This window comes from Microbacterium sp. GXF7504, assembly GCF_054798235.1.
In genome coordinates this window covers 206,741-229,834 of the sequence record NZ_JBSJZI010000001.1, presented here as the reverse complement: position 1 = coordinate 229,834, position 23,094 = coordinate 206,741, and the positions used below count along the sequence as shown (strand labels likewise).

17 protein-coding genes, 1 tRNA gene, 1 other RNA gene and 2 pseudogenes are annotated in these 23,094 nt (G+C 71.4%); 15 read left to right on the top strand and 6 right to left on the bottom strand.

Translation table 11 applies throughout. The annotated features are described in order from the left end of the window. Positions 1–71 precede the first annotated feature (71 nt). The 3 genes from ACWAUO_RS01110 (at position 72) to ACWAUO_RS01100 (ending at position 1,240) form a co-directional block, all read left to right on the top strand. Positions 72–716, top strand: a complete 645-nt coding sequence (locus ACWAUO_RS01110; RefSeq protein WP_460772349.1) for a DUF6518 family protein — start codon at positions 72–74, stop codon at positions 714–716. A 40-nt stretch (positions 717–756) separates the two neighbouring features. Beyond that, positions 757–1,101: a DUF2200 domain-containing protein gene (locus ACWAUO_RS01105; RefSeq protein ID WP_460772347.1), complete on the top strand. Its 345-nt coding sequence runs from the start codon at positions 757–759 to the stop codon at positions 1,099–1,101. Positions 1,102–1,148: 47 nt separating this feature from the next. Continuing rightward, positions 1,149–1,240 (top strand) — tRNA-Ser (locus ACWAUO_RS01100). A gap of 31 nt (positions 1,241–1,271) precedes the next feature. Here ACWAUO_RS01100 and ACWAUO_RS01095 read toward each other — a convergent pair. The 3 genes from ACWAUO_RS01095 to ACWAUO_RS01085 are packed head-to-tail and all read right to left on the bottom strand — an operon-like array spanning position 1,272 to position 5,695. After that, positions 1,272–3,497: a transglutaminase family protein gene (locus ACWAUO_RS01095; RefSeq protein WP_460772346.1), complete on the bottom strand. Its 2,226-nt coding sequence runs from the start codon at positions 3,495–3,497 to the stop codon at positions 1,272–1,274. Beyond that, a complete protein-coding gene (locus tag ACWAUO_RS01090; protein WP_460772344.1) occupies positions 3,484–4,725 on the bottom strand; it encodes a DUF58 domain-containing protein in 1,242 nt (413 codons plus the stop codon). The genes ACWAUO_RS01095 and ACWAUO_RS01090 overlap by 14 nt, the downstream gene beginning before the upstream one ends. A gap of 4 nt (positions 4,726–4,729) precedes the next feature. Further along, positions 4,730–5,695: an AAA family ATPase gene (locus tag ACWAUO_RS01085; protein ID WP_460773273.1), complete on the bottom strand. Its 966-nt coding sequence runs from the start codon at positions 5,693–5,695 to the stop codon at positions 4,730–4,732. Positions 5,696–5,827: 132 nt separating this feature from the next. Between ACWAUO_RS01085 and ffs the strand changes: the two genes are divergently transcribed. The 8 genes from ffs (at position 5,828) to ACWAUO_RS01045 (ending at position 14,796) form a co-directional block, all read left to right on the top strand. Then, positions 5,828–5,924, top strand: an RNA gene (ffs, locus tag ACWAUO_RS01080) — signal recognition particle sRNA small type. Positions 5,925–5,966: 42 nt separating this feature from the next. Further along, a complete protein-coding gene (gene pta / locus ACWAUO_RS01075) occupies positions 5,967–8,081 on the top strand; it encodes a phosphate acetyltransferase (RefSeq protein ID WP_460772342.1) in 2,115 nt (704 codons plus the stop codon). After that, complete coding sequence (locus ACWAUO_RS01070; protein ID WP_460772340.1) at positions 8,078–9,310, top strand: acetate/propionate family kinase; 1,233 nt, start codon at positions 8,078–8,080, stop codon at positions 9,308–9,310. Before pta ends, ACWAUO_RS01070 begins: the two co-directional genes overlap by 4 nt. A 50-nt stretch (positions 9,311–9,360) precedes the next feature. Continuing rightward, complete coding sequence (locus ACWAUO_RS01065; RefSeq protein ID WP_460772338.1) at positions 9,361–10,086, top strand: HAD family hydrolase; 726 nt, start codon at positions 9,361–9,363, stop codon at positions 10,084–10,086. 35 nt (positions 10,087–10,121) lie between these two features. Further along, on the top strand, positions 10,122–12,650 hold the full coding sequence (locus tag ACWAUO_RS01060; RefSeq protein WP_460772337.1) for a glycoside hydrolase family 65 protein: 2,529 nt from the start codon (positions 10,122–10,124) through the stop codon (positions 12,648–12,650). A gap of 77 nt (positions 12,651–12,727) precedes the next feature. Continuing rightward, entirely contained in the window at positions 12,728–13,546 is an 819-nt protein-coding gene (locus ACWAUO_RS01055) for a hypothetical protein (protein WP_460772336.1), read from the top strand. A 9-nt stretch (positions 13,547–13,555) separates the two neighbouring features. Continuing rightward, positions 13,556–13,723, top strand: coding sequence for a hypothetical protein (locus ACWAUO_RS01050; protein WP_460772334.1), 168 nt, complete (start codon positions 13,556–13,558; stop codon positions 13,721–13,723). A 107-nt stretch (positions 13,724–13,830) separates the two neighbouring features. Further along, a complete protein-coding gene (locus tag ACWAUO_RS01045) occupies positions 13,831–14,796 on the top strand; it encodes an IS481 family transposase (protein ID WP_460772333.1) in 966 nt (321 codons plus the stop codon). Positions 14,797–15,205: 409 nt separating this feature from the next. Here ACWAUO_RS01045 and ACWAUO_RS01040 read toward each other — a convergent pair whose 3' ends face one another. The 3 genes and pseudogenes from ACWAUO_RS01040 to ACWAUO_RS01030 all read right to left on the bottom strand — a co-directional run. Next, positions 15,206–16,177, bottom strand: coding sequence for an IS481 family transposase (locus ACWAUO_RS01040; RefSeq protein ID WP_460772331.1), 972 nt, complete (start codon positions 16,175–16,177; stop codon positions 15,206–15,208). A gap of 352 nt (positions 16,178–16,529) precedes the next feature. Beyond that, a pseudogene (locus tag ACWAUO_RS01035) lies at positions 16,530–17,159 on the bottom strand (transposase); the annotation flags it as partial. 461 nt (positions 17,160–17,620) lie between these two features. Continuing rightward, positions 17,621–18,266, bottom strand: a pseudogene (locus tag ACWAUO_RS01030) (ISL3 family transposase); the annotation flags it as partial. Between the two features lie 19 nt (positions 18,267–18,285). On the opposite strand from ACWAUO_RS01030, the gene ACWAUO_RS01025 reads away from it, so the two are divergent. From ACWAUO_RS01025 to ACWAUO_RS01010, 4 genes are read left to right on the top strand one after another with little or no spacing between them, the layout of a single operon-like run. Continuing rightward, positions 18,286–19,329 carry a DUF7507 domain-containing protein gene (locus ACWAUO_RS01025; protein WP_460773271.1) on the top strand — a complete coding sequence of 348 codons (1,044 nt, stop codon included), beginning with the start codon at positions 18,286–18,288 and terminating at the stop codon, positions 19,327–19,329. A 28-nt stretch (positions 19,330–19,357) separates the two neighbouring features. After that, entirely contained in the window at positions 19,358–21,484 is a 2,127-nt protein-coding gene (locus ACWAUO_RS01020) for a DNA polymerase III subunit gamma and tau (RefSeq protein ID WP_460772330.1), read from the top strand. Further along, on the top strand, positions 21,484–22,077 hold the full coding sequence (recR, locus tag ACWAUO_RS01015; protein WP_460772328.1) for a recombination mediator RecR: 594 nt from the start codon (positions 21,484–21,486) through the stop codon (positions 22,075–22,077). The genes ACWAUO_RS01020 and recR overlap by 1 nt, the downstream gene beginning before the upstream one ends. A 1-nt stretch (position 22,078) precedes the next feature. Then, positions 22,079–23,002: a DMT family transporter gene (locus ACWAUO_RS01010; protein ID WP_460772327.1), complete on the top strand. Its 924-nt coding sequence runs from the start codon at positions 22,079–22,081 to the stop codon at positions 23,000–23,002. Positions 23,003–23,094 lie beyond the last annotated feature (92 nt).

Sequence of the window (23,094 nt, the reverse complement as noted above, 5' to 3'; positions counted from 1 at the left end):
TCCCTCCGGCGGATGCGGATGCGACCCGCGGCGGATGCCCCGCCGGGGCCGTGGTCCGTAGCGTCGGGGACATGACGGCACTCAGCGCCCCCGGTCTCCCCGCATCCGTCCGTGCCCGCGAGGCGACCGGTGTCGTCGCGCGGCTCACCGGGGTGATCGTGCTCTCGTTCATGCTGGGGGCGCTCACCTCGTACGGTCAGTGGCTGCTGCCGGCGCAGCTCGTGTCGATCGCGAACTCGGTGAGCGGCTGGACGGTCGTGCTCGGGGCGCTCCTGTCCGCCGCCCGCCTGCCGGCGTGGCTCTCGGCGATCGCGGGCGCCGCGGGGTTCGCGCTCCTCACGGCCGGGTACGCGGTCGCGTCGGGGGCGCGCGGCTTCGGGTACGACCCCACGTTCTTCGTGCTCGTGGGGCTCATCGCCGGCCCCGTGGTGGGGGTGGCCGTGGCGTGGGTGCGGACCCGGCGGCTGCGGGCCGCCCTCGCGACCGCGGTGCTCGCCGGGCTGCTGTGCGGGGAGGCGCTGTACGGGCTGACCGTCGTCGCCGACACCACGAGCCCCGTCTACTGGTGGCTCGCCGCGGCGGCCGGCGTCGCCCTCCTCGTCGTGATGGTGGGGCTGCGCCTGCGGGGACTCGTGGCGCAGGCCGTCGCGATCGTCGGGACCGTCGCGATCACGTTCGCGTTCCCCGCCGCGTACCTCGCCCTGGGCGCGCTCTGACGGACTGTCGGAAGCGGCGCCCCCGGCCTACGCTGGCCGGGTGCACCGCATCTTCCGGACCCCGTTCGCATCGGTCTACCCGATGTACGTCACCAAGGTCGAGCGCAAGGGCCGCACCAAGGACGAGCTCGACGAGGTCATCCGCTGGCTCACCGGCTTCGACGACGAGGAGTTGCGTGCCCACATCGAGCAGGGCACCACGTTCGAGGAGTTCTTCGCCGCCGCCCGGCTGAACCCGGCCGCCGACCGCATCACCGGTGTGGTCTGCGGCATCCGGGTCGAGGACATCGAGGACCCGCTCATGCAGAAGCTCCGCTATCTGGACAAGCTCGTGGACGAGCTGGCCCGCGGCAAGGCGATGGGGAAGGTGCTCCGCAGCGCCTGAACCGGGGTGGCCGGAACCGGTCCCGCCCCGGTGATAGACTCATCCGCGGAAGTGTGTCCGAGCGGCCTAAGGAGCATGGCTGGAATCCATGTAGGCGGGGTAACTCGTCTCGCAGGTTCAAATCCTGTCACTTCCGCCACACGATGAGCGTCGCCCCCTCGGGGCGGCGCTCATCGCCGTTCCGGGGTGCCGACACCGGCCGCCGCGGGCGGGCGCAGCACGAGCGAGCGCGGCACGAACACCGACCGCACCCGCCGTCGGCCCTCGGCGGCTGCGAGCAGGCTCGAGCGGACCGTCGCCGCCGCGGCCGACAGCCCACGGTCGGAGGCGTCGTCCGGCGCGTACGCCGCATGCTCGACCGCGTGCACCAGCAGGTCGACCGCGGCGGGGTCGGCACCGGCGCGGCGCAGCCGCTCGGCGAAGCGCCGAGGGGAGTCGCTCCCCGGGACCGGGATGGCGAGGTCGATCGCCGTCTCCTGCACGAACAGCCACGCGTCGGCCGCCCCGCCCGCCCGCAGCAGGCGCCGGCGCCGGACGGCGGCGATCGCGGCCGGACTCGCCAGCACCAGCAGGACCGCGAGCGCCACCGCGCCCGCGGTGAGCCATCCCCGAGCGGTGCGCTCGGCCTCCGCGGCCGTGGGCGCGGCATCCGGGACGTCGCCGCGGTCGCGGTCCTGCCCGGGCGTCGCGGTCGGCATCGGCGCCTGCTGCTCGGGCGTCACGGCCGACCCGTCGCCGGACGCGGTGCCGGCGGACGTGAACCTCGGCGGGCTGCCCAGGCTGTTCGTCGGCTCGAATCCGACCCAGCCGATCCCGTCGAAGTACACCTCCGGCCACGCGTGCAGCAGATCGCTCGTGACGAGGTAGACCGACTGGCCGTCGACCACCTCGCCCGTCGCGATCCCGGGGAGGTAGCCCACGACGATCCGCGCCGGCATCCCGAGCGCGCGCACCATGAGCGTGAAGGCCGACGCGTAGTGGATGCAGTAGCCCTCCTTCACCTCCAGGAACTCGGCGACCGCCTCCACACCCGCGCCGTCGAAGTCGTCCGCGACCGGCGCCGTGAGGGAGTAGGAGAACTCGCTCGAGCGGAACCACCGCTGCAGCGCGGCGGCCGCGTCGTAGTCGGACTCGGTCCCCGCCGTGACGGCGAGCGCGGTGTCGACGACGACCTGGGGCGTCTCGTCCGGGACGCCGAAGTACCGCGACGGCACGTCCGCGTCGCGGGCGGATGCGGCGCGGATCCGCTCGAGCGACGGTTCCGCGCGAAGGCTCTGCACCCGGTACTCCTGCCCGACGGTGGTGCCCTCGAGGGCCACGACCGTGCGGTTCAGCTGCTGCATGCCCCAGGTGCCATCGACCCCCTCGACCGAGGTCGCCGCGAACGGCACCGGCAGGTACTCCGACCGCAGCCGCGAGACGCGGATGTCGGTCGTCACCTCGGTGACCCCGACGTCGTCCGAGGTCTCGAGCGGCCCGAAGCCGTCCTCGAGCGGGGTCACGGCCGTGCTGTCGGCCCGCCACCGCCGGCCGTCGAAGCCGGAGAGGGTCGCGGCGCGCAGGTACTGCGGGGCGCCGGCGGTCGAGCGCACCGTGAGCACCTCGGTCGGTTCGGGGCGGCGGAGGTCTTCGCCGAGGCGCAGCGACGCGTCGATGCCGACCGACCCGCCCCCGCCCACACCCGCCTGCGGCACCGGGCTCGGCAGGAGCGGTGTCGCGACGAACGCCACGACCATGGCGCCGGCCGCCACCGCGAGCGCCCCGGCCGCGGAGCCGCCGCGCAGTCGTCGGTCGCGGCCGCGACGCGCGCGCTCCTCGGTCCACAGGAGCAGGAGGACGGCGACCGCCAGCAGCACCATCTGGGCGCCGTCGAAGGCCGCCGGCACGGCGACCGACGGGGCGAGGCCCACCGCGACCACCGCCACCGACGCGAGGAGCGGCAGACGCGTCGCGATGACGACGTAGTCCAGCACGACCGCGAGCGCGCCGGCCGCGGCGACGTAGAGGAAGGCGACGGGGACCGTCGCGGGAAGCGGCGCCACACCGGTCGCGAGCTCCTCCGTCCCCTGCCCGACGAGCACGGCGGCCGCGCCGACCGTGTCCGCCGTGGGCACCACGCCGAGGATCGCGGTGCCGCGCAGGAACACCGCGGTCAGGGCGCCCGCCCACACGAGCACGCCGGCGAGCGGGGCGATCGGCGCGGGGCAGCGGAGCGCCCGTGCCGCGGTCGCGGCGGCGAGGACGCCGGCGGTCAGCACGAGGGTGGCGGGCAGCCACGTGCCCGGTTGGATCGCCCGGAGCGACGGCAGCACCGCCGCGGCGACCGCGACCCAGACCGCCGCCGCGGCGGGCAGGCGTGCCGCAGCGGGGGAGAGGCGCCGGTCAGCGCGGGGCACGGTCCACCCCCACGGCGATCGCGTCGCGCCAGCCGGCGGCGACGGCGTCCGCGCCCGCGACCGCCCGTGCGCACCAGCCTTCGGCGGCGTCCAGCGCCGACTGCCCGGCATCGATCCCGAGCAGCACCGGCAGGGTCGAGTGCGACGCACCGGCGGACAGTGCGGCGGCGCCCACGGCATCCAGGCGCCCGGTCACGATCACGACCGGCCCGCGCACCTCGCCCGTCAGGCCGGACGCCTGCGCGGTGAGGGGACCCGCGGGGCGCGCGCGGAGATCCGCGACCGCGACGCCCATCGCCGCGAGCGCCGATTCGTCGCCGGCGGGCACGGGCAGGCACAGGTGCGTGCCGGCGTCGTCGACGAGTTCCACCGAGAAGCCGTCCCGGGAGAGCCGGGTGACCGCGGAGACGGCGGCCACGACCGCGGCCTCGAACGCGGGGTCCGACCCGGGCGTCCCGGAGGCGGCGGGCGCGTAGCGTTCGACACCGCGGTCCAGCACCACCCGCGCGTCGGGGGATGCCTCCCGCTCCTCCTGCCGCACCATGAGCTCATCGCGGTGCGCACTCGCCCGCCAATGGATGCGGCGCATCGAGTCGCCGGGCACCCAGGGCCGTGCGACGAGGTCGTCGAAGCCCTGGCCGTAGCGGTTGCTCGGCGTCGGATGGGCGCCGCCCGACCGGCCGGGAACGGCACCGATCGGTTCGAGCTCCACGGGACACGGCGCCACCACGACGCGGGACGCATCGCCCCACTCGGCCAGACGTCGGGCGATGCCGAACGGATCGGTGAGGCGCAGCCGGAACGGGCCGAGGTGGTGCACGCCCCGCCCGCCGGCACGCAACCGGTACTCCACGGCCACGATCCGCTCGCCACCCGCCCAGCCGCCGCCGATGGCGGGGAACGGGCCGGATGCGGCGCCCTCGAAGGCCGCGGGCGTCTCGTCGCGCCAGGTGCCGGCGGGGGAGCCGGCGGCCGACACGACGCGCACCCGCAGGCGGACCGAGACGTCGTCGCCGACGTGCGGCGTCTCCGGGGCCACCACCCGGACCACCTCACCGCGCCGCCGCGCCGCCGACACCCACACCAGGCATCCCGCGACGAGGGCGAGCAGGAGCACGCCGAACCACTGCAGTTCGACGACCCCGAGCCGCCCGGCGGCGATGAAGCAGCCCAGGGCGAAGACGACCGCACCGGTGCCGCGCACCGTCAGCGGCCACCAGCGTCGCATCGGCTCAGCCCTGCGGTGCGAGCGGCACCCGGGTCGTCGCCACGATGTGCTCGAGGAGGCCCGCGATGTGCCGGGCGGGGTCCGCGCCGCGGACGGAGCCGGTGCGCGAGGGCAGCAGGCGGTGCGCGAACACCGGCACGACGAGCGCGGCGATGTCGTCCGGGATGACGAACGCCCGGCCGTCGAGGGCGGCCTGCACCTTCGCGGCACGCACGAGCTGCAGCGTGGCGCGGGGGCTCGCGCCCAGCCGCAGGTCGGGGTGGGCGCGGGTCGCCTGCGCGAGCGAGACCGCGTACTCCTCCACGGCGGGGGAGACGTGGATGGCGCGCGCCCAGGTGATGAGCTCCCGGACCCCGGCGGAGTCCACCACCGGTTCGAGCCGGCCCAGCGGATTCTCGCGCTCCCGCTGCCGCAGCATCGCGACCTCCGCCGACGCATCCGGGTAGCCCATCGAGATCCGCATCATGAAGCGGTCGCGCTGCGCCTCCGGCAGCGCGTACGTGCCCTCCATGTCGAGCGGGTTCTGCGTCGCCACCACGAGGAACGGCTCCGGCAGGCGGTGGGACTGCCCGTCGACCGTGACCTGGTGCTCCTCCATCGCCTCCAGCAGCGCCGACTGCGTCTTCGGGGAGGACCGGTTGATCTCGTCGGCGATGACGATCTGCGCGAACACCGCGCCGGGCTTGAACTCGAACTCCCGCGCGACCGGGTCGAACACCGAGACGCCCGTGACGTCGCCGGGCAGCAGGTCCGGGGTGAACTGGATGCGGCGCACGGTCGCCGCGACCGAGGCGGCCAGGGCCCGGGCGAGCATCGTCTTGCCGACGCCGGGGACGTCCTCGATGAGCAGGTGCCCCTCGGCGAGGAGCGCGGTGAGCACGGCGCGCACCGCATCCGGCTTGCCGTCGATCACCTGCGCCATCGACTCGGCGACCGCGCCCGTGACCGCGGCGAACCGATCGGCCGTCATCGCCTCGGTCTCGGTCTGCTGCACCACGTCGGGAACCTCCGCATCGAGCGTGTGGGAGCGATGCTATCCCGCCGCAACGGGGGTGGGGGCGGTGGGGCGGAGCGGATCACGGCCCAGCTGCGTTAGACTCGGATCGGCTCTCCGCGTGGCGGCATCCCGGCCAACTCCCCCAGGACGGAAACGTAGCAAGGGTAACCAGGCTCTGTCGGGTGCGCGGAGGGTCTTTTCTTTTGCCCCTGGAACCGGGGCCGCACGCGCCTAGGCTTGATGCGTGGCGCACTCCATCATGATCACCTCGGCCGAGGGGCACTCCGGCAAGTCGACGGTGGCGCTCGGCGTGCTCGACGCCCTCAGCCACGCGGCCGAGCGGGTCGGCGTGTTCCGCACGATCGCGCGGTCCACCCGGGAGCGCGACTACGTGCTCGAGATGCTGCTCGACCACGACGGGGTCGACCTCGAGTACGAGGAGTGCATCGGCGTCGGCTACGACGAACTGCACGCCGACCCGGATGCGGCGCTCTCGCGCATCGTGGAGCGCTACAAGGCCGTCGAGGCCCGCTGCGACGCGGTGGTGGTGCTCGGCAGCGACTACACGGACGTCGGCAGCCCCGCCGAGTTCTCCGTCAACGCCCGCATCGCCGCGAACCTCGGCGTGCCCGTGCTCCTCGTCGTCGGCGGTCGGACGCAGCACGGCCGCGGCGACCAGCTGGGGGTGAGCGACCCGCGCACCCCGGAGGACGTCGCGCAGGTCGCCTCGATCGCCATGGCGGAGCTGCGTGCCGAACGCGCCGACCTCTTCGCGGTCGTCGCGAACCGCGTCGACGAGAACCTGCTCGCCCCGACGCTGGCCGCCGTGCGGGCGGTGTTCCGCGACCGGGTGCCGGTCTGGGCACTGCCGGAGGACCGCTTCCTCGTCGCCCCCTCCGTCCGCGGCGTGCTGCGCTCGGTCGACGGGGAGCTGCGCAAGGGCGACCCCGAGCAGCTCACCCGGGAGGTGCTCGGCGTCGTCGTCGCGGGCATGTCGATGGTCAACGTGCTGCCCCGGCTCACCGAGAGCGCGGTCGTCGTCATCGCCGCCGACCGCACCGAGGTGCTGCTCGCGGCCCTCCTCGCCCACGCGTCTGGCACGTTCCCGTCGCTCGCGGCCGTCGTGCTGAACGGGCCGTTCGAGCTGCCGGAGCAGATCGACCGGCTCATCGACGGGCTCGGGACCACGCTCCCGATCATCACGACGGAGCTCGGCACCTACGACACCGCGGTGCGGATCATGAACACGCGCGGGCGGCTCGCCGCCGACTCGCGGCGTCGGTACGACACGGCGCTGGCGCTGTTCGAGCAGCACGTCGACGGCGCCGAACTCACCCGGCTGCTCGGCCTCGCCCGCCCCACCGTGGTCACGCCGCTGATGTTCCAGTACGGGCTCATCGAGCGGGCGCGGTCGGACCGCCGTCGCATCGTGCTGCCCGAGGGCGGGGACGACCGCATCCTCCGCGCCGCCGCCACCGTGCTCTCCCGCGGCATCGCCGACCTCACGATCCTCGGCGACGAGCAGGAGCTCCGCGGTCGCGCCGCGGAGCTCGGCGTCGACATCGCCGGGGCCGAGGTGCTCAGCCCGTTCGACGAGACCCTCGTCGGGCGGTTCGCCGAGGAGTACGCGGCGATGCGCGCCCACCGCGGGGTCACGCTGTCGCAGGCGGCCGACACCGTGAGCGACGTGTCGTACTTCGGCACGCTCATGGTGCACGCCGGGCTCGCCGACGGCATGGTCTCGGGCGCCGCGCACACCACCGCCCACACGATCCGTCCGGCGTTCGAGATCATCAAGACCAAGCCCGGCGTCTCCGTCGTCTCGAGCGTGTTCCTCATGGCGCTCGCCGACCGCGTGCTCGTCTACGGCGACTGCGCGGTGATCCCCGATCCGACCGCGCCGCAACTCGCGGACATCGCGGTCTCGTCCGCCGCCACGGCATCGCAGTTCGGGATCGAGCCCCGCGTCGCGATGCTGTCGTACTCGACCGGCGAGTCCGGTTCCGGCGCCGACGTCGACAAGGTGCGGGAGGCGACCGCCCTCGTGCGCGACCGCGCCCCCGGCCTGCCGGTCGAAGGGCCCATCCAGTACGACGCCGCCGCGGACGCCGCGGTCGCCCGCGCGAAGCTGCCGGAGTCGGAGGTCGCCGGGCGGGCCACCGTGTTCGTGTTCCCCGACCTGAACACCGGCAACAACACGTACAAGGCCGTGCAGCGCTCGGCCGGGGCCGTCGCGATCGGTCCGGTCCTGCAGGGCCTCAACAAGCCGATCAACGACCTCTCGCGCGGCGCGCTCGTGGAGGACATCGTGAACACCATCGCCATCACCGCGATCCAGGCGCAGGGGGAGCGGGCATGAGCGTCGTCCTCGTGATCAACAGCGGCTCGTCGTCATTCAAGTACCGGCTGCTCGACATGGACGCCGAGCAGGTGCTCGCCTCGGGTCTGGTGGAACGCATCGGCGAGCCCACCGGGCACGCGGCGCACACGGTCGCGTCGGCCGCGTTCGACAGGGCGGATGCGGCGCCCACCGTGCTCGACGCGACGACCACCCGCGACCTCCCGATCCCCGACCACGCCGCGGGGTTCCAGGTCATGCTCGACGCGTTCGCGCTGCACGGTCCGTCGTTGGAGGAGTTCCCGCCGGTCGCGGTGGGGCACCGGGTCGTGCACGGCGGCGCCCGGTTCCTCGAGCCGACCCTCATCACCCGGCTCGTCGAGATCAACATCCAGGACCTCTCCGCGCTCGCCCCGCTCCACAACCCCGGGGCGCTGCAGGGCATCCGCGCCGCGCGGGAGTCGTTCCCCCGCATCCCGCACGTGGCCGTGTTCGACACCGCGTTCCACCAGACCATGCCGCCCGGCGCCTACACCTACGCGATCGACCGCGAGGTCACCGAGCCGCTGCGCATCCGCAAGTACGGCTTCCACGGCACCTCGCACAAGTACGTCAGCGAGGCCGCCGCCGCGTTCCTCGGCCGGCCGCTCGACGAACTGAAGCAGATCGTGTTCCACCTCGGGAACGGGGCGTCGGTCACCGCGATCGACGGCGGCCGATCGGTCGACACGTCCATGGGGCTCACGCCCCTCGAGGGGCTCGTCATGGGCACCCGGTCCGGCGACATCGACCCTGCCGTCGTCTTCCAGCTCGCACGCCGGGCCGACATGTCCATCGGTGACATCGACGCGCTGCTGAACAAGCGCTCCGGCATCCTCGGGCTGGCCGGGGTCGCCGACATGCGCGACCTGTTCGCGCGCGTCGACGCCGGCGACGAGCACGCGCAGGTCGCGCTCGACGTGTACGTGCACCGGCTGCGCGCCTACGCCGGCGCCTACCTCGCGCAGCTGGGCGGCGTCGACGTCATCAGCTTCACCGCAGGTGTGGGGGAGAACTCGCCCCGCATCCGCGAGGCGGCACTGGCGACCCTCGGCTTTGCCGGGGTGCGCCTGGACCCCGAGCGGAACGCGGCCCGGGCGATCGGCATCCGGGTCGTGTCCGACGACGCGTCGGCCGTGACCGTCCTCGTGGTGCCCACCGACGAGGAGCTGGAGATCGCACGCCAGACCCTCCAGGTCGCCCACGCCTGACCGACCCGCGGCGACGCCGCCCGACGACCACCCCACCCATCGGAGGATCCGTGACCGACCTGCCCGACCTGGCGAGCTACGACGCCGTCCTCTTCGACCTCGACGGCGTGCTCACCCCGACCGCCGAGGTGCACATGCACGCCTGGCGCACCATGTTCGAGGAGCTGTTCGCCGCCTGGGGCATCGAGCCGCCCTACACCGACGACGACTACTTCCGGTACCTCGACGGCAAGAAGCGCTACGACGGGGTCGCGAGCCTCCTGCGCAGTCGCGACGTCGAGGTGCCGTGGGGCGACCCCGCCGACGACCCGTCCGCCGACACGGTGTGCGGCATCGGCAACCGCAAGAACGAGGTGTTCGCGCGGGTGCTGCGGGCGGAGGGCATCGGCCCGTACCCGGGCTCCATCGCCCTCGTCGACCGCCTCGTGGCCGCAGGCGTGCCGGTCGCGGTGGTCTCGAGCTCCAAGAACGCCGAGGAGGTGCTGGCGGCGGCCGGCATCCGCGACCGCTTCGCCGTCGTCATGGACGGCGTCATCGCCGAGCGGGACGGCCTGGCCTCCAAGCCCGCGCCGGACGTGTTCGTCGAGGGCGCCCGGATGCTGGGGGTCGACCCGGCCCGCAGCGCCGCCGTGGAGGACGCCGAGAGCGGTGTGCGCTCCGCATCCGCCGGCGGATTCGCGCTCGTCGTGGGCGTCGACCGGGGCGCCGGCGCCGATGCGCTGCGCGAGGCCGGCGCACACGTGGTCGTCGACGACCTCGCCGCATTCGTAGACTGACCTGTCGACATACCCGAGAGAAGGTTTTCCCGCACATGATGGATCGCGACCGGTTCCCCGTCGACCCCTGGCGACTGGTGGAGACGTCCTATTCCCTGGAGGACGCCGGGGTGACCGAGACGATCTTCTCGGTCGCCAACGGATACCTGGGGCTGCGGGGCAATCAGCCCGAAGGACGGTTCGGACACGAGCAGGGGACCTTCATCAACGGGTTCCACGAGACGTTCCCGATCCGCCACGCCGAGCAGGCCTACGGCTTCGCCGAGGTCGGCCAGACGATCGTCAACGCCCCCGACGCGAAGGTGATGCAGGTCTACGTCGACGACGAACCGCTGTCGTTCGACGTGGCCGACATCCTCGAGTACGAGCGCGTGCTCGACATGAAGGAGGGCGTGCTCACCCGTCACGTGCTGTGGCGGACGCCGTCGGGCAAGACCGTCCGCATCGACTACGAGCGCATGGTCTCGTTCGAGGAGAAGCACCTCGCGATCATGAGCATCGAGGTGACGGTGCTCGACGCCGACGCCCCCGTCGTGATCTCGTGTCAGCTGCTGAATCGCCAGGACGGCGAGGACGTCTACGGCGGCTCGCCGAGCGCGCAGAAGAAGGCCGGGTGGGACCCCCGCAAGGCCGAGCGGGTCGCCGACCGGGTGCTCGTGCCGCAGGAGTACTGGCAGGACGAGAACCGTGCGGTGCTCAGCTACCGCGTGAACCAGTCCGGCATGACCGTCGCGGTGGCCGCCGACCACGTCATCGAGACCGAGAACGAATACAACTCGCGCGCGCTCATCGAGCCCGACATCGCCAAGAACGTGTTCCGGGTGCACGCGAAGGCCGGTGTGCCGGTGAAGGTCACCAAGACCGTCAGCTATCACACGTCCCGCGGCGTCCCCGCCCGCGAGCTCATCGACCGCTGCCGCCGCACCCTCGACCGGGCCGCGGAAGTCGGCGTCGAGGAGCTGCGCGAGCGCCAGCGCGCCTGGCTCGCGGACTTCTGGGACCGCTCCGACGTGCGCATCGGCGGCCAGGACGACCTGCAGCAGGCGACCCGCTGGTGCCTGTTCCAGCTCGCGCAGGCCGCGGCCCGCGCCGACGCCATGGGCGTGCCGGCGAAGGGCCTCACCGGCTCCGGGTACAGCGGCCACTACTTCTGGGACACCGAGGTCTACGTGCTGCCGTTCCTCGCGTACACCTCGCCCCTCTGGGCGCGGAACGCCCTCCGGATGCGGGTGCTCATGCTGCCCGCCGCGCGCAAGCGCGCGTTCCAGCTGAACGAGGCCGGCGCCCTCTTCCCCTGGCGCACGATCAACGGCGAGGAGGCGTCCGCGTACTACGCCGCCGGCACCGCGCAGTACCACATCAACGCCGACGTCAGCTTCGCCCTCGCGAAGTACGTGCGCGCCACCGGCGACATCGACTTCCTCTACCGCGAGGCGGTCGACATCGCGGTGGAGACCGCGCGGCTGTGGGCGACCCTCGGCTTCTGGCGCGAGGAGATCGACGGCGAGGACAGCTTCCACATCCACGGCGTCACCGGCCCGGACGAGTACACCACCGTCGTGAACGACAACCTGTTCACGAACGTCATGGCACGCTTCAACCTCCGCTTCGCCGCCCGCACGGTGCGTGCGATGGCGGAGGAGGCCCCGGATGCCTACCGCCTCATGGCGGAGCGGCTGGGGCTCGACCCCGCCGAGGCGGAGGGCTGGGAGCGCGCCGCCGACGCGATGCACATCCCGTTCAGCCCGGCGCTCGGCATCCACCCGCAGGACGAGGTCTTCCTCGAGCGGGAGATGTGGGACCTCGAGCACACGCCGGACGACCAGCGTCCGCTGCTGCTGCACTTCCACCCGCTGGTGATCTACCGGTACCAGGTGCTCAAGCAGGCCGACGTGGTGCTCGCGCTGTACCTGCAGGGCAACCACTTCAGCGACGAGGAGAAGCTCGCCGACTTCGAGTACTACGACCCGCTGACCACCGGCGACTCGACGCTGTCGGGCGTGGTGCAGTCGATCCTCGCCGCCGAGGTCGGCTACCAGGACCTGGCGCTGGACTACTTCCTCGACGGCATCTACGTCGACCTCGCCGACCTGCACAACAACGCGGCCGACGGTGTGCACGTGGCGTCCGCCGGCGGCGTGTGGACCTCGCTCGTCGGCGGGTTCGGCGGCATGCGCGACCACTACGGCGAGCTCACCTTCGACCCGCGCCTGCCCGCATCCTGGCCCGAGTTGGCGTACACGCTCACCTGGCACGGCACGAAGCTGCGGATCACGCTCCGCCGCGACGAGATGATCGTGCGCGCCGAGGGCGACGGTGCGCGGGTGCCGTTCCTCGTCCGCGGCGTCGGCTACTCGGTCGCCCCGGGCGAGGAGGTCGTGGTGCCGCTGGCCACGCAGGGCCCGGTGCGCCCCGGTCGGCCGACGCTCCGCCAGTTCGTCGACGCCCGCCGTGAGGACGGCACGCTGCTGTCCGCATCCGTGCCGGTGATGACGACGAGCGTGCCGGTCGTGACCGGCGCGGTGCCCACGGCAGCCGACGCCGAGTCCCCCCTCGACGTCTGACCCGTTTCCCGGACCGCGAGACTGCGATGCAGTCTCGCGACAAGGGCTCATCGGTGGATCGAGGCTAAGTTCTTGGCGTGGGGAAGAAATCCAAGGAAGCGATCCACGCGTCGAAGACGTTGATGGCGGCGCTGCTCCGCATGGTCTATGAGCCGGTCTTGTTCGTTCAGTACGCCGCCGTGCTTGTGGGCACGCTCGGGCTGAGTCTCTGGCAAATCTGGGGGCAAGGTTGGCTTACCGCGGGGGTTATCGGCACGTTGGTCTCGTTTGGGACCTTCCTCGTCCGAGACGCCGGTGACCGTGTAGTCCGTAAGCGGGCACACATTGAGCGAACCTTCCTGTCCGACACTCTTGCGCCGATCTCCCAAGCGGTTGCAGAGATGGTCTCCCTGACCCCGGGGAAGAGGGTTGAGCGCCTCAGTACCATTGCCGAGCAGTGCGTCTACGCCACGCTCCGCCTGGAGCCGACCGAAGGTGTGCGTGTCTGCGTGTACCTGCTCAACGAAGACGGCGACGGTCTGGATCCCATCGCGTGGAAGGCGAATGGTCACCGACACCGTCCGAACCCATTCGTTCCGCTGACTCCACGTACTCTTTCTGTTCTCAAGCTCCTCGCGAGTGGTCGCCACCGATTCGAAGACGACATAGCAGGGAAGGCGCTATCGGACTATGAAGGCAGCGGCGACGGTTACAACACCTTCATCTCCATGCCGATCCAGTCGACGGGCAACGCCTTTGGCTTGCTCACCATGGACGCAATCACGACGGACGACCTTACCGAATCGAATGTGAACGATCTTCGGTTGGTCGCCGCCGTACTGGCGCCCGCTGTTGCCCTCGTGACGTCATCAGGTCGCGCCGCGACCAATCCGAGCAATGTCGGCGATGCGGAGTAGAATCGCAGTATGAAAACCGTAGGCCAGATCAAGATCAGCGACTCAGAAGTCCTGCCCGATCTGGGTAATGACTTTGATGTCAATCGCCTGCGTTCCGACGCAGTGAGCGACGAGCGAGTCACCAGCTACCGCGAGGCGCGCCGCGCGTGGGCTCGGCTCCTCCGTCCCGCCGGGTAGGGGTCGCCTAGCTGTTCTTCCTCGACACGTTGTGAACGGCTGAGGTAGGTGAAGACCTCCGGGACGATGTGGGTACCACCCTCACATCGGATTCCACGGAGGTCTTCGTGACTCACGCTAACGCGCCTTTGACGCCGGAAGGGCGTCGCCGGCTGGCTTCTTTGATCGTCGACGACGGCTGGGCCCTCAGAAGAGCTGCGGAACGATTCCAGGTTTCGCCAGCGACCGCGTCCAGGTGGGCGCGCCGGTATCGGGCCGGGCTGGCTCTGACCGATCGCACTTCCAGGCCGCGAACGATGCCGTCCAGATCGTCGCAGCGCCTGGAGCGACGCATCATCGCGCTCCGGTTCACCCGCCGGTGGGGCCCGCACAGGATCGGCTACCACCTGCATGTCCCCCGATCAACGGTCGGCCGGGTGCTTGTCCGCTACCGGATGCCGCTGCTCGCCCACGTCGACCAGGCCACGGGCCTTCCGGTGCGCAAGGCGAAGCCCGTCCGCTACGAGAAGAACGCACCGGGCGAGCTCGTCCATGTCGATATCAAGAAGCTCGGTCGCATCCCGGACGGCGGCGGACACCGGATGCTCGGGCGCACGGTCGGCAACCGGAACAACAAGAAACAGGGACTCGGCTACGCGTTCCTGCACCACGCCGTCGATGACTACTCACGACTGGCCTACTCGGAGATCCTCACCGACGAGCGCAAAGAGACCGCAGCCGGCTTCTGGGAACGCGCCAACGCGTTCTTCACCCGCGCAGGCATCACCGTCACCGGGGTGATGACCGACAACGGCTCCTGCTACCGATCCCGAGCGTTCGCTGCCGCACTCGGCGAGCACGTCAAGCACCGTCGCACCCGCCCCTACCGTCCACAGACCAATGGCAAGGTCGAGCGCTTCAACCGCACCCTCGCCGCCGAGTGGGCCTATGCCAGCACCTACCGATCCGAGACCGAACGCGCAGCGACCTACGCAACCTGGCTCCATCACTACAATCACCACAGACCCCACACCGGGATCGGCGGATCAACCCCAGCCGAACGCGTTCACAACCTCACGAGGAAGAGCACCTAGCGATCCGAGCGGCGGAGCGTGCCTGCTAACTCGGCGAGTGCCTGCGCGAGATAGCCAACCGCTTCGGCTGTCTTATACGTGGCATCGTCGCCGGTGGCAAATCGAGCCTGGTTCGCGCTCGCGCCAGCTGCATTGGCGAACCGTTCCACATCGCTATACGACATCTGCGTTTCCCTTCCGTAGATTTGTCCTTTGTCTAGCAGGGCGGCGGGAGCTACTGTCTGCTCGTATGAGCGAAAACTCCGAAGCGTCTATCTGGGGAATGTCTGACGTCGTCGATCTGCTCACCCAGATCAGGGACGACCTCTCCGATATTGGTGACAAGCTCGACATGATCGCCGGCGACACAGGCGACATTCTCGAGGGGACGGGGAGACCCGACGCTGCCGTTGTTGAAGCTGTTCAAGCGCTAGGTGTACTGACCTCGACCGTTGTTGATTCGGTCGATGGGGGTCATGCCTCCGATGCCGAGGTGGTGCCGTTCTAGGTTGTAGTGGTCGAGCCATGCGGGCAAGGCGGCGCGGCGTTCCTCGTTCGAGGTGAAGGGGCGCGCGTATGCCCACTCGGTGGCGAGGGTGCGGTTCAGTCTCTCGACCTTCCCGTTCGTCCACGGGCAGTGCGGTCGGATGAACTTCTGTTTGATGCCGTGCGCATCGATCACGGCGTGGAACGCGGTGGAGTTGCGGTAGGCGAACGCGTTGTCGGTGATCACGCGTTCGACCGTGACGCCGAGGCTGGCGTAGAACGCGATCATGCGCTCCAGGAATCCAGCCGCGGTGGCGCCCTTCTCGTCGTCGTGGGTCTCGGCGTAGGCGACGCGGGAGTGGTCATCGATCGCGGTGTGGACGTAGTCGTAACCGATCCCGCGCCCACGGACCTTCTCGCTGCGGCCGTGCGCCCGCCAACCGCCGCCGTCCGGGATCCGGCCGAGCTTCTTCACGTCGACGTGGATCAGTGAGCCGGGATGGTCGTGCTCGTAGCGCTGCGCGGAACGGCGGGTGGCGCGGATCACCCTCCCGGTCACCGGGTCCAGCTCCCGCAGCAGCGGCATCCGGTGGCGGCGCAGCACCCGGCCGACGGTCGAGGCATGCATGCCGAGCTTGTTCGCGATGAACACCGGCCCGCGGCGGGTGAGATGCCGCAAGATCCGCACCCGCGTCTCCGCGCAGGGGCCGGTCCGTGACGGGTGGGTGCGGGCGACGCTGGAACGGTCGGTCAGTCCCGCCGGACCCTCCTCGCGGAACCGTCGCCACCACCGCCACGCGGTCGTTCGAGAGATGCCCATCTCCGCCGCGACGTGCGCGACCGCGCGTCCCGATTGGATGCGCTGGACAAGGATCAACCTGCCGGCCGGAGCCAGCCGAGCATTACCGTGGGACAAGAGAGGCCTCCGTGTGAACGAGTTGAGGAACTAGACAGCTCCAACTCGACCCCGGAGGCCTCTCCTACGTCAACAACGATCCGGGTCAGTACAGCTAGGCCCGAAACTGGAGGAGATCGCTTCCGCCGTGTACGAGTCGGCGTAACTTCGCGCGCGGCAAACACGCGACCGCGGCCGACACGAGATTCGGATCATCGAACACCGCTGACACGGCAGCGGGAGCATGCTTGAATTGCACCTACGAGATGCCTCTCGTTTCCGGGAACTAGAACCTTAGACAAGCTCTATTTTCCCTGATCCGAGGGGCATTTCCGCGTCACGGCACCCGCTCAACACCCAGGCTCATCGGTGGATCGAGGCTCAGCGCGCCACGGCCCTCGATGAACAGGGCCTGGTAGATCGCCTCGTGGCTGATGCGCATGGACTCATCATCGGGGAAGTCGATCTCAAGCCGATGCGAGATCTGCTCCGGGCTCCACGCCGTCGCCCACCGTCGGTCCTGCCGGTGGGGCTTGTTCCTGCCCTTCCACTCCGCGGTCGTCGGCCCGGGGGCAGGGGTGCCGTCGGCGCGGCGGACCGTGCCGACAAGGCGCTCCTGGACGTACTCGCGCAGCCTGTCGTTGGTCACGAGCTTGGAGGGCTTGGGCCGCTTCGCGGCCTGCTGCGCCTTCCACTGCGCGACCGTGGCCCGATACTCCTGCTTCCCGCCACGGGTGGCGGCATTGCGGCGCAGTTCGCGCGAGATCGTCCCCGGGTCACGCCCCAGAGAGCGGGCGATCTCCCGCACGCCTTTGTCCTTTGCCCGTAGGCTCGCGATCTCCTCACGCTCCTCGAAGGTCAGGTAACGGCCCGTGGGCTCGGCCAAGCTGATCGGCGGCATGCCGCCAGCGTGGCGAAACCAGCGGGCACCCACCGGCCACGACACGCCAACCGCCAACGACGCCTCCACCGTCGTGACGCCCGTCGCGATCGCGCGCCAGAACGGGACGAGTGGTATCAGAACGAGCTGAAGCAGACGTAGCTGTTCGGGGTTAACGCGCGATTAGCTTTCCAGAGCATCAGCACCGGCTGTACATTTCGAGCCATGCGCTATGTGTGGGCACTCCTTTACGCCGCCGGGGGTCTCCTATTTGTTGTGGCATTGCTAGTTCTAGCGCTGCCTGTGTCATCGGTGTGTGGGTCGGTTTTCGTGCCCATGCCCCAGCCTGCCGACAGCTTCTCCTTCTGCCCTGGCTCGCTCAGTACCCGAGCGGAAACAGCAGCGTGGATCGCGGTCGCTGCTACCGCGGCCATCGTGTTTGCGGTTGTCTTGCAGATCACAGCCCGTCGACCCGCACCCCGCTGAACGCGGGCCCCCACAACGGGTGCGGTGAGCGCGTTGTGGGGGCCCGCGAACGGCCCGCGGCGCTGTCCTTTAGCGGCTCTTCGGACATCCGGTGGGGGTCATGGGGTGAGTCCGCCGGCGGCGAGGAGCATGCGGAGCCGGTAGTGGTGCCGGTTGCGGTAGCCGCGGGCGAGGCGGCGGTGGAGCTCGATGATCCCGTTCACGGCCTCGGCGCCACCGTTCGATGACCGCCCCGTCGTGAAGTACGCCAGGAACGCGTCGCGCCAGCGGCGGAGGGTGCGGCCCAGTCGTGCGATCTCGGGGATCGGGCAGGTGTGGAACGTGTCGACGACTTGCTCAGCGATCCGCCGCCCCGCGGCCAGATCGCCCTGGTGGTAGGCGGAGCGGAGTTGCTGCGCGCACTGCCAAGCGACGAACACTTCGTCGTGCGCGGGGTCGGCTTCCATCGCCGCGGTCAGCCTCACCCGCTGCTTCTCGGTGAGGTTCTCGGCCCCGGCGCGCAGGATGGTCTGCACCCCGTAGAGCGGGTCGCCCTTGCGTCCGCGGTGCCCGAGGGTGTCCTGCTGAACGCGACGGCGGACCTCGTCGACCGCGGCGGTGCCGAGCTTCACAACGTGGAACGCGTCGAGGACGGCGACGGCGTCGTCGAGCTTGTCGTCGATCGCGGGTCTTGTATCCGGCGAACGGATCCAACGCGGCGACCTTCACCTGCTTCCGGAACGCGTCGCCGCGCTCACCGAGCCAGGCTTAGGCTCGAAGGTTGATGCGGCCGACTGGGGAGTCGCTGCGATGTTCTCGAGATAGGGCCTTTCGTCGTGCGCCGAAAGAAGCTGTACACCCGTTCGCGCTGGTGGAGCGTCCCGCTGCGGATCGTCACGGTCACCGTGGCGAAAGACCCCGACGGCGGTGTGCGCGAGTCCGTCCCCGACACCGTCGCAGTCCCGACCACGACGCCCCAGCAGGGCATCGCACTGGTGAAGGCCGCGGCGACACGATCGCGTACACGTTCACGGTCCGCAACACCGGCAACGTGCCGCTGCGCTCCGTGGCCGTCGACGACGCGCTCCTCGCAGGACAGGGCATGACGCTCGACTGCGGCGCGGGCCCGCTCGTGCCCGGTGAGGCGCGTGCGTGCACCGTCTCCGGCGTCTCCACCGTGACGGCAGCCGACGAGCGCGCCGGCGCCGTGCACGACACCGCGGTGGCCCGTGCGGTCGACCCCGACGGCGGCGCCGTGCGCAGCCCGCAGGACGAGACCAGCACCCCGGCCCGGATGCCCGAGGCCGCACTGCACCTCGTCAAGGAGGTCGTGTCGGTCGAGGACGCGAACGGCTCCGGCATCCCGGACGTGGGCGACCTCGTCACGTACCGGGTCACCGTGACGAACACCGGCAACGTGCCGGTGGCGGACGTGCGGGTCGACGACCCGCGGCTCGCGGGCGACCGTGCCCGCAGGACACCCTCGCCCCGCGGCGCGGGGATGACCTGCACGGCCGACGGCTACACCATGACCGCGCCGGGCGCCCAGCAGGTCGAGGGGACCGTCACGAACGGCGGTGACGACGCATCCGACTCCGTCGTCACCGTGTCGTGGATCGACGACACCTCCGACGTGCGCGCCCGCGGCATCGCCGTGGTGGAGGACGTCGCCCGGGCGACACCGCATCCTTCGCCCTGGAGGCTGAGGAGCCGGCGGGCGTCACCACCTGCACGTTCCACGTGCTGCGCGGCGCCCTCCCCGCCGAGGGCTGACCCCGCGGTTCGTCGATCCGGGGGAGGTGCGGACGGATGCGGCGGCCTGCCGTGATGTCGGCGGCACCCCGTAGGCTTGACGGGTGACCACCGCCTTGTATCGCCGTTACCGCCCCGAGGCGTTCGGCGAGATGATCGGGCAGTCCCAGGTGACCGACCCGCTCATGACGGCCCTCCGCGCCGACCGCGTCGGACACGCCTACCTCTTCTCCGGGCCACGCGGCTGCGGCAAGACCACGTCCGCCCGCATCCTGGCGCGCTGCCTGAACTGCGCGCAGGGTCCGACCGACACCCCCTGCGGCGTCTGCGACAGCTGTGTCGAGCTCGGCCGCGGCGGCGGGGGATCGCTCGACGTCGTCGAGATCGACGCCGCGAGCCACAACGGTGTCGACGACGCCCGCGACCTCCGCGAGCGCGCCGTGTTCGCGCCGGCCCGAGACCGGTTCAAGATCTTCATCCTCGACGAGGCGCACATGGTGACCCCGCAGGGGTTCAACGCGCTGCTGAAGCTCGTCGAGGAGCCGCCCGCGCACGTGAAGTTCATCTTCGCGACGACCGAGCCGGAGAAGGTGATCGGGACCATCCGCTCCCGCACCCACCACTACCCGTTCCGGCTCGTGCCGCCCGCCGCGATGCTCGAGTACGTGCAGCAGCTGTGCGAGACCGAGGGCGTCGCGGTCGAGCCGGGCGTGCTCCCGCTCGTCGTCCGCGCCGGCGGCGGCTCGCCCCGTGACACGCTGTCGCTGCTCGACCAGCTCATCGCCGGGTCGGAGGGCACCTCCGTCGCGTACGAGCGTGCCGTGGCGCTGCTCGGCTACACGCACGGCGAGCTGCTCGACGCGATCGTCGACGCGCTGGCCGCACGCGACGCCGGCGGTGCGTTCGGCGCGGTCGACCGCGTCGTGCAGACCGGACAGGACCCCCGCCGGTTCATCGAAGACCTGCTGGAACGCCTCCGCGACCTCATCGTCGTCGCCGCGACCGGCGCGGGTGCATCGGCCGTGCTCCGCGGCGTCCCCGCCGACGAGCTCGAGCGGATGGCGACGCAGGCCACGGCCTTCGGGGCCGACCGCCTCTCGCAGACCGCCGACATCGTCATCGCGACGCTCGACGAGATGACCGGTGCGACCTCGCCGCGCCTGCAGCTCGAGCTCATGGTCGCCCGCGTGCTCTCGCAGACCGCCGCGCCCGCGACGGGCGCCGGCACCGCCCCCGTCGGCGTCCCGGCCCCGTCGCTCGCCGCCGCGCCGGTCGCCGCGCCGAGCGCGACGCCGCCCGCCGCCCCCGCGCCGCCCCCCGCCGCCCCCGCCGCGCAGCCCGCCCCCGCGCAGGCGACGGCGGCGACGCCCGCGGCAGCCGCCGCGGCGCCGCCCGTCACCGAGGCGCCCGCCGAGCCGCAGCCCGAGCCCACGACCCCCGCGCCCGCGCGCCCGGTCGGACCGGTCACCGTCGAGCACATGCGCGACGCATGGCCCGAGGTCCTCGCCGCCCTCGAGGGGATCAGCCGGTCCTCGTGGCTCATCGCCACGTCGGCGCGGGTCGTCGCGCTCGACGGCGACATCCTCACGCTCGGGTTCCAGAGCGCCTCCGACGTCGCCGCGTTCAAGAAGCGGGCCGCCGGCCAGGGCCCCAGCGAAGACCTCCGGCAGGCGATCCAGCACGTGCTCGGCATCCGGGTGAAGTACATCGCCCGACAGGACGGCGACGACGGGCCGCCGGCGCCGCCCGCCCCGCCCGCCCCGCCCCGCGGCGGCGCAGAGGCGTCCCCGCCGGCCGCGCCGCCCGCATCCGCTCGTCCCGCCGGTGCCGCCGCGCCGGCACCCGGCGGTGCCCGCCTCGCCACGGCCGCGCCCGTCACCGAGTGGGCGGTCGCGCAGATCCCGACCTCCGACCCGGCCGTCCCGCCCGCCCAGTTCGCGGTCGACGACGACCCGGAGGATGCGGCGGCGCCCCGTGCCACCGTGTTCCCGGTCCGCGAGGGGGCGATCCTGCCCGCATCCGAGGTCGCGCCGTCCGACGAGGGCGACGAGGAGGACCTCGACGTCGTCGACCCGCCCGCCGCCCAGGCGCAGGTGCCGCCGGTGGTCCCGCAGCCCGTGCGCCCCGCGCCCGGCGGCGTGCAGCGCTACGGCGAGGCGGTCGTGCGGCAGATGCTCGGCGCCCGCTTCATCCGTGAGGAGCCGTACTCGGCCCCGACGAGGTTCGCCTGATGTACGACGGCATCGTCCAGGAACTGATCGACGAGTTCGGGCGCCTCCCCGGCATCGGACCGAAGTCGGCGCAGCGCATCGCCTTCCACATCCTGCAGACCCCGAACTTCGACGTGCAGCGGCTCTCGCAGCTGCTCGGCGAGGTGCGCGAGAAGGTGCGGTTCTGCGAGGTGTGCGGCAACGTGTCCGAGCAGGAGCGCTGCAGCATCTGCCGTGACCCGCGCCGTGACGGCTCGCTCATCTGCGTCGTCGAGGACGCCAAGGACGTCGCGGCGATCGAGCGCACCCGCGAGTTCCGTGGCCTCTACCACGTGCTCGGCGGCGCGATCAGCCCGATCGCCGGCGTCGGGCCGGACGACCTGCGCATCGCACAGCTCATGCAGCGGCTCGCCGACGGCTCGGTGCAGGAGGTCATCCTCGCCACCAACCCCAACCTCGAGGGGGAGGCGACCGCCACCTACCTCAGCCGCCTGCTGACGACCCTCGAGATCCGGGTGAGCCGGCTCGCGTCGGGCCTGCCGGTCGGTGGCGACCTGGAGTATGCGGACGAGGTGACCCTCGGCCGCGCGTTCGAAGGGCGACGGACCCTCTGAGATGAACCCGGTCGCAGCGCGCATCGGGGCGCGCGGGTGGATGCTGTTCGGGGCGATGTCGATCCTCTGGGGCATGCCGTACCTGTTCATCAAGCAGGCCCTCGACGGGTACTCGCCCGCATCCGTGGTCGCCGGCCGCACTCTGCTCGGCGCGCTGGTACTGCTGCCGTTCGCGCTCCGCAGCAAGGCGCTCGGCCCCGCGTTCCGGCGGATCGGGTGGGTGCTGCTGTTCGGCGCCCTCGAGATGGGCGGGCCGTTCATGCTGCTCAGCCACGCCGAGCAGACGATCGACTCCGGCCTCGCCGGGCTCCTGGTCGCAACCGTGCCGCTGTTCGGCGCGATCATCGCGTTCTTCGGCGGCGACCGCGGCGTCTTCCGCCCGGCGCGCGCGATCGGCCTCGGCCTCGGGTTCGTCGGCGTCGCGCTCGTCGTCATGGGGCCGGGCATGGGCTCCGGCGGCGACCACCTGCTCGCGGTCGGCGAGGTGCTGCTGGTGGCGGTCTGCTACGCGGTCGCGCCGTTCATCGTCGTGCACAAGCTGCAGGACGTGCCGACGCTCGGTGCCATCACCGTCTCGCTCAGCGCGGTCGGCATCTTCTACCTGCCGATCGGGTTGCTCACGCAGGACCGCACCCCGACGGTGACGAGCACCGTCTCGCTCGTCGCGCTCGGGGTGCTGTGCACCGCGGTCGCGTTCATCACATTCTTCGCCCTCATCCGCGAAGTGGGCCCGGCACGGGCGCCCCTGTTCACGTACGTGAACCCGGTGGTCGCGGTCATCCTTGGTGCGATCGTGCTGTCCGAGCCGATCACCCCTGGACTCCTCCTCGGCTTCCCGCTCGTGGTCGTCGGATGCTGGTTGGCGGCCACCGGCGGCTTCCGCAGTCGCCGCGTCCACGGCGACCTCCCGCCCGTCGCGGGCTGAACCGCATCCGGTCGGGGTCCGGCCCGACACATGTCCGGTGACGCATTCCAGGCTCCGTAGAATGGATCCTCGGGCACAACACTCGCGTGCCC